14 protein-coding genes and 1 pseudogene are annotated in these 17,322 nt (G+C 63.9%); 11 read left to right on the top strand and 4 right to left on the bottom strand.

The features are described from left to right. Window positions 1-430: 430 nt before the first annotated feature. The 3 genes from V1280_RS00550 to V1280_RS00540 all read right to left on the bottom strand — a co-directional run bounded on the left by V1280_RS00550 (window position 431) and on the right by V1280_RS00540 (window position 3,405). A complete protein-coding gene (locus V1280_RS00550) occupies window positions 431-1,522 on the bottom strand; it encodes a TRAP transporter substrate-binding protein (RefSeq protein ID WP_334518042.1) in 1,092 nt (363 codons plus the stop codon). Between the two features lie 194 nt (window positions 1,523-1,716). After that, on the bottom strand, window positions 1,717-2,859 hold the full coding sequence (locus V1280_RS00545) for an Mrp/NBP35 family ATP-binding protein (RefSeq protein ID WP_334518040.1): 1,143 nt from the start codon (window positions 2,857-2,859) through the stop codon (window positions 1,717-1,719). 108 nt (window positions 2,860-2,967) lie between these two features. After that, complete coding sequence (locus V1280_RS00540) at window positions 2,968-3,405, bottom strand: VOC family protein (protein WP_334518038.1); 438 nt, start codon at window positions 3,403-3,405, stop codon at window positions 2,968-2,970. Between the two features lie 180 nt (window positions 3,406-3,585). Between V1280_RS00540 and V1280_RS00535 the strand changes: the two are divergent. The 5 genes and pseudogenes from V1280_RS00535 to V1280_RS00515 all read left to right on the top strand — a co-directional run. Continuing rightward, window positions 3,586-4,482: pseudogene (locus V1280_RS00535) on the top strand (NAD(P)-dependent oxidoreductase); the annotation flags it as partial. Window positions 4,483-4,494: 12 nt separating this feature from the next. Then, window positions 4,495-5,772, top strand: a complete 1,278-nt coding sequence (gene nhaD / locus V1280_RS00530; RefSeq protein WP_334518036.1) for a sodium:proton antiporter NhaD — start codon at window positions 4,495-4,497, stop codon at window positions 5,770-5,772. Between the two features lie 141 nt (window positions 5,773-5,913). Then, a complete protein-coding gene (locus V1280_RS00525) occupies window positions 5,914-7,509 on the top strand; it encodes a sensor histidine kinase (RefSeq protein WP_334518035.1) in 1,596 nt (531 codons plus the stop codon). Between the two features lie 44 nt (window positions 7,510-7,553). Next, on the top strand, window positions 7,554-7,757 hold the full coding sequence (locus tag V1280_RS00520) for a DUF1289 domain-containing protein (RefSeq protein WP_334518033.1): 204 nt from the start codon (window positions 7,554-7,556) through the stop codon (window positions 7,755-7,757). Between the two features lie 28 nt (window positions 7,758-7,785). Then, on the top strand, window positions 7,786-8,340 hold the full coding sequence (locus V1280_RS00515) for a TIGR02281 family clan AA aspartic protease (protein ID WP_334518031.1): 555 nt from the start codon (window positions 7,786-7,788) through the stop codon (window positions 8,338-8,340). Between the two features lie 4 nt (window positions 8,341-8,344). Here the strand turns inward: V1280_RS00515 and dusA are convergent, their stop codons facing one another. Then, window positions 8,345-9,340, bottom strand: a complete 996-nt coding sequence (dusA, locus tag V1280_RS00510) for a tRNA dihydrouridine(20/20a) synthase DusA (protein ID WP_334518029.1) — start codon at window positions 9,338-9,340, stop codon at window positions 8,345-8,347. Between the two features lie 132 nt (window positions 9,341-9,472). On the opposite strand from dusA, the gene V1280_RS00505 reads away from it, so the two are divergent. The 6 genes from V1280_RS00505 (at window position 9,473) to V1280_RS00480 (ending at window position 17,282) form a co-directional block, all read left to right on the top strand. Further along, on the top strand, window positions 9,473-10,567 hold the full coding sequence (locus V1280_RS00505; RefSeq protein ID WP_334518027.1) for a site-specific integrase: 1,095 nt from the start codon (window positions 9,473-9,475) through the stop codon (window positions 10,565-10,567). Between the two features lie 368 nt (window positions 10,568-10,935). Further along, complete coding sequence (locus tag V1280_RS00500) at window positions 10,936-11,823, top strand: AraC family transcriptional regulator (protein ID WP_334518025.1); 888 nt, start codon at window positions 10,936-10,938, stop codon at window positions 11,821-11,823. A gap of 174 nt (window positions 11,824-11,997) precedes the next feature. After that, window positions 11,998-13,122, top strand: a complete 1,125-nt coding sequence (locus tag V1280_RS00495) for a maleylacetate reductase (RefSeq protein WP_334518023.1) — start codon at window positions 11,998-12,000, stop codon at window positions 13,120-13,122. A 26-nt stretch (window positions 13,123-13,148) separates the two neighbouring features. Then, window positions 13,149-14,054, top strand: a complete 906-nt coding sequence (locus V1280_RS00490) for a dioxygenase family protein (protein ID WP_334518021.1) — start codon at window positions 13,149-13,151, stop codon at window positions 14,052-14,054. 35 nt (window positions 14,055-14,089) lie between these two features. Further along, window positions 14,090-15,874 (top strand): FAD-dependent oxidoreductase, encoded by a 1,785-nt coding sequence (locus V1280_RS00485; RefSeq protein ID WP_334518019.1) that lies wholly within the window; start codon window positions 14,090-14,092, stop codon window positions 15,872-15,874. 82 nt (window positions 15,875-15,956) lie between these two features. Continuing rightward, window positions 15,957-17,282 (top strand): ABC transporter substrate-binding protein, encoded by a 1,326-nt coding sequence (locus V1280_RS00480; protein ID WP_442895096.1) that lies wholly within the window; start codon window positions 15,957-15,959, stop codon window positions 17,280-17,282. Window positions 17,283-17,322: the final 40 nt, after the last annotated feature.

Here is a 17,322-nt window from a genome sequence, read left to right as displayed (position 1 = left end):
CTTTTTGCCACTGTTTTGCCCGACGTGTCAAACGACTTTTGCTGATCAACGAGCAGAGCGACTTGACCAGCAGAGCGGGCCCAACTCCATCCGTTCGTCATTGCGAGGAGCTCTTGCGACGAAGCAATCCAGACTGCCTCCGCGGAAAGATTCTGGATTGCTTCGCTGCGCTCGCAATGACGACGTGGGAGCAGACGTGCGCCAAATGACCGCGCCGACCAAGCCTGCGCGCTGATTGCCCCTTGCCTCCGATTTATCCCAACGCGTCAAACCGTTGGCCGCCTCCACCGAGCGACCTGCCATCACCCCGCCTCTACTGTGCATGGGGTTGTTTTGCCGATCTTTGTTCGGCGCCCGATACGCTGCCAAAGAAAAAGCCCGGCCTCGTGAACGAGGCCGGGCCATTTGGTCTTACGACTTGAGCGTGAGATCAGCCGCGGGTGCGCGAGCGGATCATGAAGCTGTCGTAGGTGTACTCGGCGACCTGCCACCACAGATATTCGTCGGAGCGGTAGGCCTGCATGGCGTCGATCGACTTCTTGAAGTCGGCGTTCTTGGCCGAGATCTCGCCCCACAGCTCGTTGGTGGCCTTGAGGCAGGCTTCGAGCACTTCGTTGGTGAAGGGACGAAGCTGGGTGCCGCCGGCGACCAGACGCTTCAGCGCGCCCGGGTTCTGCATGTCGTAACGCGCGGCCATCCAGGTGTTGGCGTTGGCCATCGCGTTGGTGACGATCGCCTGGTAGTTCTTCGGCAGCGAATTCCACTTGTCCAGGTTGGTGAAGGCGTGGACCATCGGACCGCCCTCCCAGAAGCCCGGATAGTAGTAGTACTTCGCGACCTTGGCGAAGCCGAGCTTCTCGTCATCGTACGGGCCGACCCACTCGGCGGCGTCGATGGTGCCCTTCTCCAGCGCCGGATAGATGTCGCCGCCGGCGAGCTGCTGCGGCACCACGCCGACCTTCTGGAGCACCTGGCCGGCGATGCCGCCGATGCGCATCTTCAGGCCCGAGAGATCCGCAACGGTCTTGATCTCCTTGCGGAACCAGCCGCCCATCTGGGTGCCGGTGTTGCCGCAGGGGAAGCCGATCACGTTCGACTTCTTGAAGAACTCGTTGCCGAGCTGCTCGCCGCCGCCCTGGTACCACCAGGAGTTCTGCTGGCGCGCGTTGAGGCCGAACGGCACCGAGGCGTAGATCGCCCAGGTCGGATCCTTGCCGACGTAGTAGTAGGAGACGGTGTGGCACATCTCGACCGTGCCGTTCGAGGTCGCGTCGAGCGCCTGCAGGCCGGGGACGATTTCGCCGGCGGCGAACACCTGGATCTGGAACTTGTTGTCGGTCATCTCGGCGACGTACTTCGCCACCTGCTCGCCGCCGCCATAGATGGTATCGAGCGACTTCGGGAAGCTCGACGTCATGCGCCACTTGATCTCGGGCGAGGACTGCGCAATCGCCGGCGAGGCTACTGCGGCGGTTGCCGCCGCGCCCGCTGCCGACACTTTCAGAAAATCACGACGCTTCATCTTCAGGTCTCTCCTTGTTGGGGCGTTTCCCCGAACTTCCTCATTTGCTGCCGCTCATTCCGACGACGCGATGTGGACCGCGCCGAACCGAAGGGGCTTCGCTGCCGTGGCGTTTAACACGGAAGCCCTTGCCGCGGAACGCGACATTGGCATGACGGGGGGCGACCAAAGTCGCATGTCCCCAGACAACCGGCTCAAGCGGCTGCGATGACGCCCTTGAGCTGGTCCCGGACCTGTCCCGCAATGGCGCGATAGATCGCCGCATGGGGGCCGTCCGGCTCGCTGTCGACGACGGGATTGCCGGCGTCCGAGGTGGCGCGAATCGCCATGTGCAGCGGGATTTCGCCCAGGAATGGTACCTGGAGCTTCTCGGCCTCGTGGCGCGCCCCGCCATGACCGAAGATGTCGGATTTCGTGCCGCAATGCGGACACTGGAAGTAGCTCATGTTCTCGACGATGCCGAGCACGGGCACGTTGACCTTCTTGAACATGGCAAGCCCGCGCCGCGCGTCGATCAGGGACAGGTCCTGCGGGGTCGACACGATCACGGCGCCCTTCAGCGGCACGTTCTGCGCCAGCGTCAGCTGGGCATCGCCAGTGCCGGGCGGCATGTCGACGACAAGCACGTCGAGCGTGCCCCACGCGACGTCGCGCAGCATCTGCGTCACCGCCGACATCACCATCGGGCCGCGCCAGATCATCGCGGTCTCCTCCTCGACCAGGAAGCCGATCGACATGATGGCGAGGCCGAAGCGCTTCAGCGGAATCATCTTGCGCTTGCTGTCCAGCTCCGGCTTCTCGTGCAGGCCGGTCAGCCGCGGCACCGAGGGGCCGTAGATGTCGGCATCGAGCAGCCCGACCTTGAGGCCGAGGTCGCGCAGGCCCAATGCCAGATTGAGCGCCGTGGTCGATTTGCCGACGCCGCCCTTGCCCGAGGCGACTGCGATGACGGCGGCGACGCCCGGAATCTCGGACTGCCGCGCCATCGGCGATTGGGCGCCGCCCTGCGGCGGCGGCTTGTGGGCGTGGACCGGCTGCACGCCGGGCGTGCCGCGGCTCGGGGTTGGCGGCGGCGGAGGTGCGGCGCCCGCCTTACGCTCGGCGGTCAGCGCCACCATCACGGTGGTGACGCCGGGAATGCCGCGCACGGCAGCCTCGGCTTCGGCACGGACGGATTCCCAGGCCCGCGCCTCGGCGGCATCGACATTGATCGAGAAGAACACCTTGCCGTCGGAGGCGCTGATCGCGCTCAGCACATTGGCATTGGTGAGCGCGACCCCGCGCGGCGATTTGATCCGACCGAGGGTGTCGAGAACCTGTTGCTGCGTCACGCTCAAAGCGCATCTCCTAAAGAGAGCATGATCCGGAAAAGTGTGAGGCGGTTTTCCGACCAGATCATGCTCAAGAGTTCAGGATGCCCCATTAGAGCGGAAACGGCCAAAAGGCTACTGCTTGCCGATATCGTCAGCCATCTCGGCGGGCGCGGCCCCCTGCTCCAGGGCTGCCTCGTAGTTCAGCTCGATCATGACCCCGTTCGGGTCGTGGACGAAGATCTGCCAGAGGTCGCCGCCGGGCACCTGGCGAGAGTCGAATTTCATGCCTTTGGACGCCAGCCGCTGCTTCATGCCGTCGAACCCGCGACTGACAAAGGCGACGTGGTGGACCACGCCGGAATCCGGCTTTTGCGGCTCCGAGGTCGGGGAAATATCGACGAGGTGCACCACCGGCTTGCCCTCGCTGTACATCCAGGCCCCAGGGAACGCGAAATTCGGCCGGGCGCCTTTTTCCAGGCCCAGCACGTCCTCGTAGAAGCGGACCGTCTCGGCCAGAGACCGGGTCCGGATGTTGAAATGATCGAGGACGCCAACGCTTATGCCGCCCATGCTTTTCGCTCCCTTGTTTTGAAGTCCTTGTTGAAGTCCTTAGTCCCTGCATCCTAGCACAGGAGGCCGCCAAACGAAGCCGTTGCCCTCCGGCGGCAAGGGTTTATGGTGCGCCCGGTCCGCCCAAGCGCGGAACCTCAGGCCCCCCCCGGCTGGCGCCCCTCGCCCGGCTGCAACCGTAAAACTCAAGCTACGGACACACACATGGCTAAAGTCGCTTTCCTCGGTCTCGGCGTGATGGGTTTCCCCATGGCCGGACACCTCGTGAAAAAAGGGGGCCATGAGGTCACCGTCTACAATCGCACCGCCGCCAAGGCGAAGGAGTGGGCGGACAAGTTCGGCGGCAAGACCGCAGCGAGCCCGAAGGCCGCGGCCGAAGGCCAGGATTTCGTGATGTGCTGCGTCGGCAACGACAACGATCTGCGCGCGGTCACGATCGGCGCCGACGGCGCCTTTGCCGGCATGAAGAAGGGCGCGACCTTCGTCGACCACACCACCGCGTCCGCCGAAGTCGCCCGCGAGCTCGACGCGGCCGCGACCAAGGCCGGCTTCAAGTTCATCGACGCCCCCGTCTCCGGCGGCCAGGCCGGCGCCGAGAACGGCGTGCTGACGGTGATGTGCGGCGGCGCCGAGGGCGCTTATTCCGGCGCCGAGCCGATCATCACAGGCGCCTATGCGCGGATGTGCAAGCTGCTCGGGCCCGCCGGAAGCGGCCAGCTGACCAAGATGGTCAACCAGATCTGCATCGCCGGCCTCGTGCAGGGCCTCTCCGAGGGTATCCACTTCGCCAAGAAATCCGGCCTCGATGTGGCGGCCGTGATCGAGACCATCTCCAAGGGCGCGGCGCAGTCCTGGCAGATGGAGAACCGCTACAAGACCATGAACGAGGACAAGTACGATTTCGGCTTCGCGGTCGAATGGATGCGCAAGGACCTCTCGATCTCGCTGACTGAGGCCCGCCGCAACGGCGCCAATCTGCCTGTCACCGCGCTGGTCGACCAGTTCTACGCCGAGGTCGAGAAGATGGGCGGCAAGCGCTGGGATACGTCGAGCCTGCTCGCGCGCCTTAATCGCTGACCTGACACTGCCTTGCTGACCGCGATCGCCGCAATCTTCGTCCTGGCCTATGCGGCGATCGCGTTCGAGCATCCCCTCGGGATCAGCAAGACCGCGACCGCGCTGCTCGGCGCAGGGCTGCTGTGGACGATCTATGCAGTCACGATCGGCGATCACGCGCTGGTCAGCCATCAGCTCGACGAATCCATCGCCTCCACCGCGCAGATCGTGTTCTTCCTGATCGGCGCGATGACCATCGTCGAGGTGATCGACGCCCATGACGGCTTCGAGGTTATCACCTCGCGCATCAACACCACGAGCCAGGTCACGCTCATGTGGCTGGTCGGCTTCGTGGCGTTCTTCCTCAGCGCGATCCTGGACAATCTGACCACCACCATCGTCATGGTCTCGCTGATCCAGCGGCTGATCGCCCGGCGCGACGACCGCCTGCTGTTCGCCTCCCTCATCGTCATCGCCGCCAATGCCGGCGGCGCATGGACCGTGATCGGCGACGTCACCACGACCATGCTCTGGATCGGCGGACAGATCACGCCATTGAACATCATGCGCGCGGTGTTCCTGCCCTCGCTGGTCAATTTGCTGGTGCCGCTGGCTTTCATCAGCCTGTCGCTCAGGGGCAAGACCATCGCGGCGCCACCGAGAGACAACGGATTGCTCGCCGTCGACCGGTTCGAGCGCAATCTGATGTTCTATCTCGGGCTCGGCGTGCTGATCGCGGTGCCGGCCTTCAAGACGGTTACGCACCTGCCGCCCTTCATGGGCGTGCTGCTTGGCCTCGGCATCGTCTGGCTGGTCGGCGAGATCGTTCACCGCGACAAGGACGAGCATTTGCGCCGTCCCCTCTCGCTCGCGCATGCGCTGACCCGGATCGACATGGGCTCGATCGTGTTCTTCATCGGCATTCTGCTGGCGGTCGCCTGCCTCGAACATGCCGGCCTCCTGACGATGCTGGCCCGATGGCTGGAGGCGACCATCGGCCGCCAGGACGTCATCGTCGTCGTGCTCGGCCTGCTCAGCGCCATCGTCGACAATGTGCCGCTGGTGGCCGCGACCATGGGCATGTACGACCTCGGCCACTATCCGCCCGACAGCTTCCTCTGGGAGTTCATCGCCTATTGCGCCGGCACCGGCGGCTCGATCCTGATCATCGGCTCTGCCGCGGGCGTTGCCGCCATGGGGCTCGAGCGGATCGAGTTCCTCTGGTACGCCCGCCGCATCGCCGTGCCCGCGCTTGCGGGCTATCTGGCCGGCGCCGTGGTCTATGTCGCGCAGCATGCCTGGTTGCACTGAGCGGGGCGGTCACCGGGTCCAAAATTAACGCCCGGTTAACGTAATTCTTTAGCTCCTTAAGTCACCTCTTAAGGATTTCTTGCCAGAGATAGACAATGCAGAAGGCCCGCGTCCGACGTGGGCAGGAATCGTTGTTGCTTGATGAGTAACCCCGCTGAAAAGCCTGAAGTTGTGCAGCTTCCGGCCGAGCCAATCAGCGCTCCCTCGGCGAGCAGCCGAAGGGCTGCGTCGCAGCGGGTGCGCGAGGCGCGCGATAAGTTAACGTCGACCAGCGGAACCCGGCCGGCCTTCGACGCCGAGATGCTGCGCCAATATGCGCAGACCCGCCTGTCCGCCTCCTATGTCGTGATGCTGCTGGTGGTCGCCACCGGCGTGCTGTTCGGACTGTGGATGCAACCGATCCCGGCCGCGGCCTGGACCGCCGGCATGATCTGCCTTCACGTGGCGATGATCCGCAACTGCCGCCGCTTCCTGGCCGAGCCCGCCTCGCCTACAGCGACGCGCACATGGCGGACACGCTTCGTCGTGCTCGACCTGCTCTATGGCCTGTGCTGGATGGCGATCCTGATTCATCCCGTGCTCGATATGGTTACGGAATCGTTGATGATGTTCCTGATGCTGCTGGTGATCGCGGTGTCGAGCATGCTTGCAGCCAATCTTCCGATCGCAGCCCTTGCCGCCACCGCGCCGGTTGCGGTCGCAATGGCGTTGAGCTTTGCGATGAGCGGTTCGCTCGACAATTACATTCTGGCCGCACTCGCGCTCGCGGCGGAAGGCTATTTCGTGCTGCTGGCGCATCGCCTGCACTCCTCGACCTTTGCCACGCTCGAGGCGCGCGCCGAGAAGGACGCGCTGATCGGCGAGCTCGAACAGGCCAAGGCGATCTCGGACGAAGCGCGGCACCGCGCCGAATCCGCCAACGTCGCCAAATCGCGCTTCCTCGCTCAGATGAGCCACGAGCTGCGCACGCCGCTCAATGCTATCCTCGGCTTCTCCGAGGTGATGAAGAGCGAGATCTTTGGCGCGCATGCGGTGGCGGTCTACAAGGAATATTCCGGAGACATCCATAATTCCGGCGTGCACCTGCTCAACCTCATCAACGAGATCCTCGATCTGTCGCGGATCGAGGCCGGCCGCTACGAATTGAACGAGGAAGCGGTGTCGCTGGTCGGCATCGTCGCCGACTGCCACCATTTGATGAAGCTGCGCGCCTCCAGCCGCGGCATCACCATCCACGAGGTGTTCGAGCAGGCGATGCCGCGGCTCTGGGCCGACGAGCGTGCGATCCGCCAGGTCGTGCTCAACCTGCTCTCCAATTCGATCAAGTTCACCCCGCAAGGCGGCGAGATCTGGCTCAAGGCCGGCTGGACTGCTTCGGGCGGGCAGTATCTGTCGGTGAAGGACTCCGGCCCCGGCATCCCCGAGGAGGAGATCCCGGTCGTGCTCGCCTCGTTCGGCCAGGGCTCCAACTCGATCAAATCGGCCGAACAGGGCGCGGGCCTCGGCCTGCCCATCGCCAAGAACCTGATCGATCTGCATGGCGGCACCTTCACGCTGAAGTCGAAGCTGCGCATCGGCACCGAGGTGATCGTCACCTTCCCGCCGGAGCGGGTGATGAGCGCACTCGCGCCGCTGTCGGAGGAGGCGCCGCCGCTGCAGCCGGAGAGCGCCATGGTGCCCGACGAGAAGCGCAGGCCGCGCCACAAGCCGATCATGAGCGCGGGCACGGGCTCTTAACGACATGCTTGCAGACATGCCCGCCAATCCTTCACTATGTCCGGATGAGCAAAGATACGCCGTGCGTCGCCGTCTGCATGATCGATCCCAAGACCAAGCTGTGCTTCGGCTGCGGCCGGACCTTGCCGGAGATCGCGCGCTGGCACGCCATGGAGAGCGCGGAACGGCTGGCGGTGATGGCGCTGTTGCCCACGCGCATGGCGGACGCCGGTTTGCAGCCGATCGCGGGATCGTCGAAACGGGCCTGACCGGTGAGCGTGCCATCGGAGGCGCGCAATGATCCGCTTCCTGCTCGTTGTCATTACGCTCGCCGCCACCGCCGGCGCCGTGGTCGCCTATGGCGATCCCGACCAGATCGCGCGCGCGAGCCACAAGGTCTCGCACATCTTTCGCGCGCAAACGACAACGCCTGCCCCCGCCGTGCAGATCCAGCGCGGCCAGGGCGGCGAGTTCGCGCTGCGCGCCAAGATCAACGGCGTCGCCGCGCCCATGGTGATCGATACCGGCGCGACCTCCGTGGTGCTGACCTGGGAAACCGCCAAGGCGATCGGGCTGCCGCTCGAGATGCTCGAATACGACGTCGATCTCGAAACTGCCGGCGGCCACACCAAGGCGGCGCGGCTCACGATCGACCGGCTCGCCGTCGGCCATCTCGTCGAGAAATCCGTGCCGGCCCTCGTCGTGCCGCGCGGCCTGATGAAGACCAACCTGCTCGGCATGAGCTTCCTCGACCGCCTGGAGAGCTGGGGCGTGCGGTCCGACACGCTGATGCTCACCGGCTACCCGGAGCTCCAGAGCAGCCACCGCCGCCCGCGCACGGCGGTCGATTAAGCAGTTACGCAGCAGCCTCCGCCGGCGCGCGTGCACCAACACGCGCGATCGCATCACGCAAGACGTCGACGCCGGCGCCCGGCTTCACACCGTGCTCGGCGAGATGGCGGCGGAAGGCGCGCGCGCCGGGCACGGCGTGGAACGCACCGACGAAGTGGCGCGTGATGGCGTGCAGCCGCGTGCCGCGCGCGAGCTGCGCTTCGATATAGGGCATCATCGCCTCGAACGCGTCCTGCATGGTCGCATGCGGCGCCGCCTCGCCGAACAGGTCGGCATCGACCGAGAGCAGCCGCCACGGCTCCTGATAGGCGGCGCGGCCGAGCATCACGCCGTCGACATGCGCCAGATGCGCTTTCGCTGCCTCGATACTCGGAACGCCACCGTTGATGATGACAGGCACATCCGGCATCGCGCGCTTGAGCCGATAGACGCGGTCATAGTCGAGCGGCGGGATGTCGCGGTTCTCCTTCGGCGAAAGGCCGTTCAGCCAGGCCTTCCGGGCGTGCACGATCAGCGCGTCGCAGCCTGCAGCGACCACCGCGCGCGCCAGCGTATCGAGCGCGATTTCGGGATCTTGGTCGTCGATGCCAATGCGGCATTTCACCGTGATAGGAATTGAGACTGCGCGCTTCATCGCCGCGACACATCGCGCGACGAGCTCGGGCTCCGCCATCAGACAGGCGCCGAAGCGTCCGTCCTTCACGCGATCGGACGGGCAGCCGACATTGAGATTGATCTCGTCATAGCCAAAACCCTCGCCGATCCGCGCGGCTTCAGCGAGGTCGCGCGGATCCGAGCCGCCAAGCTGTAGCGCCACCGGATGCTCGGTCGCGTCGAAGCCGAGCAGCCGTTCCCGGTCACCATGAATGATGGCGCCGGTGGTCAGCATCTCCGTATAGAGCAACCCCCGCCGCGTCAGATGTCGGTGGAACACCCGGCAGTGCCGGTCCGTCCAGTCCATCATGGGCGCAACAGAAAAGCGATAGTCTTGATATTTCAACAGTTTATCTTACTCTTCAATGGGATGAACAGCGAACGTGTGCACTCCAAACTAGACGAAATTGCACACGTTTGTACCCGTTTTGACCTCTCAGTGCACACATAGTGCACACGAAAGTCGGAGTGCACACGCGTGGCGACCTTCACACAAATGGCATCCGGAAATTGGCGCGTCCAGGTCCGCCGCAAGACCCGCTATGTGGCCGAGACATTCCGACGGCGCAAGGACGGCGAAGAATGGGCGCTCGAGGTGGAGCGCAATATCGACCGCAACGGATCGTCCAAGCCACGCGTGGCGCGGAACGTTCGCACGTTTGGCGACCTGATCGACCTTCACGATACAGACATGCACGAAGTTGGAAAGCCCCCTCGCCGGTCAAAAGCTGCTGTGATGGCGTCGCTCAAGACTGAGCTCGGAAGTGTGAAGCTAGCCGCGCTCAATCGAGAACAGCTGATCGAGTTCGGAAGAAAGCGCGCCAAGCAAGGCGCTGGTCCCGCAACGTTGGCCATCGACTTGTCGTTTATCCGCACAATCATAACGCACGCCGCCGCTGTGCACGGCATCGAGGTTTCGGCCGAGGAAGCCCGCCTCGCGCGCGTCGCTTTAAGTCACCTCAATTTGGTTGGAAAAAGCAACGAGCGTGACCGGCGACCCACACAAGACGAACTCGACGAACTGATCGAATATTTTGAGACGAACCCCCGGCAATTCATACCGATGGGAAGGATCGTCAGATTCGCAGTCGCGACCACATTGCGCCAGGAGGAGATCTGTAAACCAGAGTGGCCACTGGTCGACATGAAAAAGCGCTTGGTCGTCATTCAAGACAGAAAGGATCCAAGGCATAAGGACGGAAATGACCAGAAAGTCCCCTTGCTCAACCTTACAGGCTATGATGCGTGGGAGGTGATGCTTCAGCAACGGATCGTTACTCGAGGCTATGGACGGATCTTTCCGCATAACCACAGATCCGTAAGTGCGGCGTTCACCCGGGCGTGCGATGAACTTGAGATCGAAGACCTTCACTTCCACGATCTGCGCCACGAGGGAACAAGCCGTCTGTTTGAGGCAGGACTACCAATCGAAAAGGTAGCACTGGTCACCGGCCACAAAGACTGGCGACAGCTTCAGCGCTACACCAACCTTAAGGTTGAAGATCTTCTTAAGCTGCAATACGCGAAGCAGCCGTCCATGGAAGAATTCATGCAAACATTGGCTGCAGGCTAGACCGACGTATTAAGTCTTCGTCGTGTGGCACACCGTTGGCACTCTGGAGCGTGTTTCCTATCTCGGCGTCTCGGCGCATCGTCGCCGAACGTGTAGTGTCCTGCTCCGATTTTGCTCCTGGCCCGCTCGAAGCACTATTCTGGGGGCGTATAACCTGCCGAAACGGCCTCATTTTGCGCAAGATGTTAAACGTGGTGGGGTTCACGAGCTTATTTTTCAACAGTGGATGGCGGTCAAGGAATAGCCGGCGTCCTATTGCGATGCAGCAAGGCTATTGGGGGCGCGGCCCGCTTTGATTGTATTGAAAATCGGAGGCCATTGGGTTTCACTTGGCGGCACGTGAAGCCTCGAGCCCTTTGGTCTGTCGGATGCAGGCGACGTCGAATTTTGGGGTGCAGGAGACGCACGGGATCCTGAACCGCTTCCAGGCGGATTTCCGCGGCTCGAGCGAAGGGCTCGGCTGGTCGTCGGCGTTTGCCTCGGTCCAGCGCGAACGGCCGTTTGACGGACACTTCCACGCGCTATCCGAAAATCTGATGGTGCTGCATCGGGGCGGCCCGGTCGACATCACCTATGTGATGGACGGCAAGTCGGTGGCCCGGCACATCCCGCGCGGCGGCGTGTTCTTCCTGCCGGCGGGCCACGCCTGCAACGTGGTCCTGCATGAGGCGCTGGAATCCACCCACATCTATCTGCGGTCTGACCTGTTCGCGAGCCAGGACGGGGCGGCCAGCCTGATCGGCGGGCTCGCGCCGATGCTCGGCGATCAGGATGCCGTGCTGGAGCATCTCGCCGCGGCGATCGGCGACACCATCACCGGCGGCCTGCCAGCCTCGTCGTTGTTCGTCGATCCAATTGCGCTGGCGATCGCCAACCGCTTTGTCGCGATCAATTTCCACAAGCCGAGTCCGGAAGCCGGCAAGCATCCGAACCTGCTCAGCAACAGGCAGATGGCGCGCATCCGCGAATTCGTCGATGCCAACCTCGATACCGACATCCGGCTCGACCAGCTGGCAGAACTGTGCGGTCGCAGCACCGAATATTTCGTACGCCTGTTCAAGGCGACCAGCGGCATCTCACCTTACCAATACGTGCTCAATTTGCGCATTGAGCGCGCTAGGGCGCTGCTCGCCGACGAGACGCAGGCCCTGGCCGACGTAGCGCTGGCCTGCGGTTTCTCCCACCAGGAGCATTTCACCCGCATGTTCCGCCGTTTCACCGGCGTGACGCCGGGGCGATACCGCCGCAGCCACTAAGCGCACAGCGGTCGGCAGGGCAGGCAAGGGTCGGCCCCGCTCCTACCAGTGGATGATTTTTCCGGTTTTGTGCAGATTTTCTCCGGTTTCGTGCAGGCCCGCCGTGGCCGCCCGCCGCTAGCTTCCTCCCAACAAAGCGAAAAATTGCCGGTCCGCCGGCCTGGGAGAAATGCCATGAGCACCGCAGCGTCCGATGCGATACGCCCGCCTATCGTGGCGGCGGGAGATGCCGGCCGCGATACATTTGCGTACTGTTCGCAGCAATATCGTGTGGTGTTCGGCGCCGGCACCTCGGCGCGGCTTGGCGAGGAGAGCGAGCGCCTCGGCGTCAAGCGGGCGCTGGTGCTGACCACCCCCGAACAGCAGGACCTCGGACATCAGCTCGGCGCCGGCCTCGGTGACAGGCTCGCGGGGCTGTTTGCTGGCGCGCGCATGCATACGCCGGTCGAGATTCCCAACCAGGCGCTTAACATCGTCGAATCTCACGACATCGACGGGCTGGTCCCGATCGGTGGCGGCTCGACGGTCCGGCTCGGCAAGGCGCTGTCGCTGCGCACCGGGTTGCCACCTATCGCTGTCCCGACCACCTATGCCGGCTCGGAGATGACGCCGATCATTGGCGAAACCACCAACGGCATCAAGACCACACAGCATTCGCAGGATCTGGTTCCGGACACCGTCATCCACGATGTCGATCTCACTGTCAGCCTGCCGCCGCAGATCTCCGCTGCCAGCGGCCTGAATGCAATCGCCCCCGCGGTCGAGGCGCTTTATGCGCCCGACGCCAATCCACTGACCTCGCTAATGGCGGAAAATGGTATCGCCGCGCTCGCCCGCGCGCTGCCGCGCATCATCGGGGCGCCGGCCAATGCCACGGCGCGGCGCGATGCGCTCTACGGCGCCTGGCTGTGCGGCGTTTGCCTCGGCGCGGTCGGGATGTCGCTGCACCACAAGCTCTGCCACGTGTTGGGCGGGATGTTCGACCTGCCGCATGCCGAAACCCACGTGATCGTGCTGCCCCACGCGGTCACCTACAACGCCGCCGCCGCTCCTGACGCGATGACCCCAATTGCGCGGGCATTGCCCGCGACCAATGCGCCGCAAGGATTGTTTGAGCTCGCACGCCGGCTCGCGCTGCCGCGCGGGCTAGCCGACATCGGAATGCCCGAGGACGGCATCGCGCGCGCCGCCGAGATGGCCGTACGCTGCCCCTACGCCAATCCAAGACCTGTGGAGCGCGGCACGATCCAGGACCTGATCGCGGCAGCCTGGCGCGGCGACGCGCCGACGCAGCACTGACATTTCAAGGTCAAAGGACAACCACGATGGTCAATTTCAACGAGCATGATCTCACCGAAGAGGTGCTTCGCAGCTTCGCCAACACGCCGAACAAGCGGCTGAAATTGGTCATCGAGGAGGCGGTCAAGTCGCTGCACGACCTGGTGCGCCGCACCGAACTCACTTTCGAGGAATGGAATCAGGCGATCGAATTCCTGACCCGCACCGGCCAGACCTGCACGCCGCTGCGCCAGGAGTTCATCTTGCTCTCCGACGCGCTGGGTGTCTCAATGCTGGTCGATGCGGTCAATCACCGCGAGCGCGAGGGCGCGACCGAGACCACAGTGCTCGGCCCATTCTATGTCGGCGAGCATCGCGTCACCCCGCACGGCGCCAACATCTCCGAGGGCATCGACGGCGAGCCGATGTTCGTGCGGAGCCGCGTCACCGACCTTGCCGGTAAACCGCTCGTCGGTGCCGCAATCGACGTCTGGCATGCCGACGACGACGGCTTCTACGATTCGCAAAAGGTGGATTACGCGGCTCACGGCCCGTCGCTGCGCGCGCGTTTCGTCACCGATGCGGACGGCCGCTTTTTCTTCCGTACCATCCTGCCGTGCAGCTATCCGATTCCAACTGATGGCCCGGTCGGGGATCTCATCACTGCCAGCCAGCGTCATCCGATGCGGCCGGCGCATGTGCATTTCCTGGTCAAGGCCGAAGGCTACGAGCCACTGATCACCCACGTCTTCCTTGATGGCGACGAATATTTGCGCAGCGACGTGGTGTTCGGCGTCAAAGACGAGCTCATTGCGCGGGTCGAGCCGCGCAGCGAGCAGGTGCTGCCGAACGGCGACCGCGTTTCCGGCACGTGGCACCTGATGTCCTACGACTTCCAGATGAGGCGCGGCGCGGGCCTGGTACCGCAGCCTATGATGTCGGCCGCGGAATGACGATCACAACCAATAGGGCGACCAGGGAGGGAAACATGACCAGCAAACCGATTGAGACCGACGTGCTTGTCGTCGGCAGTGGCCCGGCGGGCGCGACGGCGGCGGCGCTGCTCGGCATGTACGGCGTCAAGCACATCATGGTGACGAAATACGGCTGGCTCGCCGACACACCACGCGCCCACATCACAAACCAGCGCGCAATGGAGGTGCTGCGCGATCTCGGTCTCGAGGAGAAGGCGGTGGCGCAGGCCGTGCCGCAGCATCTGATGGCCAACAACGTGTTCTGCGAGAGCCTCGCCGGCGAGGAATTCGGCCGGCTGTATTCCTGGGGCAACCATCCCTCGCGCAAGGCGGATTACGATCTCGCCAGTCCCGCTCGCATCTGCGACCTGCCGCAGAATTTCCTCGAGCCGATCCTGATCGAGGCCGCGGGCCAGCGCGGCACCTCGCTGTGCTTCAACACCGAGTTCATCGACCTGGTGCAGGATGCCGACGGCGTGATCGCGACCGTGAAGGATCGCCTGTCCGGCGAGACCTACCAGATCCGCGCCAGATATTTGATCGGCGCCGATGGCGGCCGCAGCCGGGTCGCCGAAGTGATCGGGCTGCCGATGGAAGGCCAGATGGGCCGGGCTGGCAGCATGAATATCATCGTGCAGGCGGACCTGAGCAAGTACGTCGCGCACAGGCCGAGCGTGCTGTACTGGGTGCTGCAGCCGGGTGCAGAGATCGGCGGTATAGGTGCCGGCCTGATCCGCATGGTGCGGCCGTGGAACGAGTGGCTGATCATCTGGGGCTATGACATCGAGCACGGCGAGCGCAAGCTCTCCAACGACGAGGCGATCTCGATCGTGCGTAATCTCGTCGGCGACGAGACGCTCGAGGTCAAGGTTCGCTCGACCTCGACCTGGACCGTGAACGAGATGTATGCCGGCCACTATTCATCAGGCCACGTGTTCTGTGTCGGCGATGCCGTGCACCGCCATCCGCCGACCAATGGCCTCGGCTCCAATACCTCGATCCAGGACGCCTACAATCTCTGCTGGAAGCTGAAGCTGGTGCTCGAGGGCCACGCGGCGCCGTCGCTGCTCGATAGCTATTCGGCCGAGCGCCAGCCGGTCGGCAAGCAGATCGTGACGCGCGCCAACAAGAGCATCGGCGACTTCCCGCCGATCTTCGAGGCGGTGGGACTTGTCGCCTCGACCGATCCCGCCGAAGCGCGCAAGGCGATTGCCGCGCGCAAGGCGCCGACCTCCGAAGGCAAGGCGCGCCGCAAGAAGCTCTATGAGGCCATTGCCAACAAGAGCTACGAGTTCAACTGCCACGGCGTCGAGCTGAACCAGCGCTACGGGTCGACCGCCGTCGTCTCCGATGGCACGCCGATGCCGGCCTTCACCCGCGATCACGAGCTTTATTATCAGGCCACCACTTGGCCCGGCGCGCACCTGCCGCATGTCTGGGTCGAGCATCACGGCCAGCGCAAGTCGACGCTCGATCTCACCGGCAAAGGCCGTTTCACGTTACTTACCGGGATCGGCGGCGATGGCTGGAAGGCGGCCGCCGCCGCGATCGAGAAGGCCTACGGTCTGCCGGTCGATGTGGTAACGATCGGCCCGCAGGGCTGCGATGCGCTCGACATCTATGCCGACTGGTATCGCCAGAGCGAGGTGGACGAGGACGGCTGCGTGCTGGTGCGTCCCGACATGTACGTCGCTTGGCGCGCCAAAGCGGCGGCCGTGAATGCCACCAATGCGCTGCTCGAGGTGTTTGGCCAGATCCTCGGCCGCGGCGCGCAGACGAAGTCCGTCGCCGCCGCGTGATGCGGCGCAACGCCGGCAATTCGTTTTCAAAATGAAATGAACGGCAGCCGGCGTGTAACCGGCTTGCCCCAAGGAGGGGAAAATGAGCAGGGACCGTTTGAACGCAATGTCTTTCGATCGCCGCCGCGCGCTGCAGGGCATCGCCGGTGGATTCGCCGCGGCGGGCAGCATGACGTTGTTTGCGCCGGCCGTGCGGGCCGCCAGCAAGCCGATCAAGATCGGCTATGTCTCGCCGAAGAGTGGTCCGCTGGCCGCCTTTGCCGAGGCGGATGATTTCGTGCTCGGTGAATTCCGCAAGTTCATCAAGGATGGCGTCAAGGTCGGATCGCAGACCTATCCGGTCGAAGTCGTCACCAAGGACAGCCAGTCGAACCCGAACCGCGCCGCTGACGTTGCCAAGGAGCTGATCACCCGCGACAACGTCGGGCTGATCGTAGTCGGTGCCACGCCCGAGACCAATAACCCGGTGGCGACGCAGTGCGAACTGGAGCAGGTGCCGTGCATCTCCACCGTCGCTCCATGGCAGACCAACTTCATCGGCCGCCAGGCCAACCCCGCGGATCCCAAGAGCTGGAAGCCGTTCGAATACACCTTCCACTATTTCTGGGGGCTTGAGGACGTGATCGGCGTTTTCACCAGCATGTGGAGCCAGGTCGCAACCAACAAATCGGTCGGCGCGCTGTTTCCGAACGATGCCGATGGCAATGCCTGGGGCGACGCCACGATCGGCTTCCCGCCTGTCATGGCCAAGCAGGGCTTCAAGCTCACCGATCCTGGCCGCTTCCAGAACCTGACCGATGACTTCAGCTCGCAGATCGCAGCATTTCGCGGTGCCGATGCCGAGATCATCACCGGCGTGATCATCCCGCCTGACTTCACCACGTTCTGGAACCAGTCGCGACAGAAGGGGCTGAAGCCGAAAGTCGTGTCGGTCGCCAAGGCGCTGCTGTTTCCCGCCTCGGTGCAGGCGCTGGGCAAGGGCGGCAACAACATATCGACCGAAGTGTGGTGGACGCCGACGCATCCCTACAAGTCGAGCCTCAGCGGCATCAGCGCAGCCGATCTCGCCAAGGGATTTGAGCAGGCATCCGGCAAGCAATGGACCCAGCCGATCGGCTTCGTGCATTCGCTGTTCGAGGTCGCGATCGACGCGATCAAGCGTTCCAGCGACCCGACCGACGGCGCGGCGCTGGCGAAAGCCATCGGAGCCACCAAGCTCGACACCATTGTGGGCCAGATCGCGTTCGGCTCCAGTGCGGTGCCGCCGTTCGCGGCGAAGAACATCGCGAAGACGCCGCTGGTCGGCGGCCAATGGCGGCTGAACGGCGACAGATACGACATGCTGATCACGGACAACAAGCTGGCGCCGCAGATCCCGCTCGGAGGCGACATGCAGGCGTTGAGCTAGCCCACGCGTTGCAAACAAATTTGTTCATCGGAGATGCGCG

It is taken from the genome of Bradyrhizobium sp. AZCC 2230 (assembly GCF_036924495.1).
In the GTDB taxonomy this organism is placed as follows: Bacteria; Pseudomonadota; Alphaproteobacteria; order Rhizobiales; family Xanthobacteraceae; genus Bradyrhizobium; species Bradyrhizobium rifense.
The sequence above is the reverse complement of the archived record's forward strand: the minus strand, read 5'-3'. Positions and strand labels throughout refer to the sequence as shown.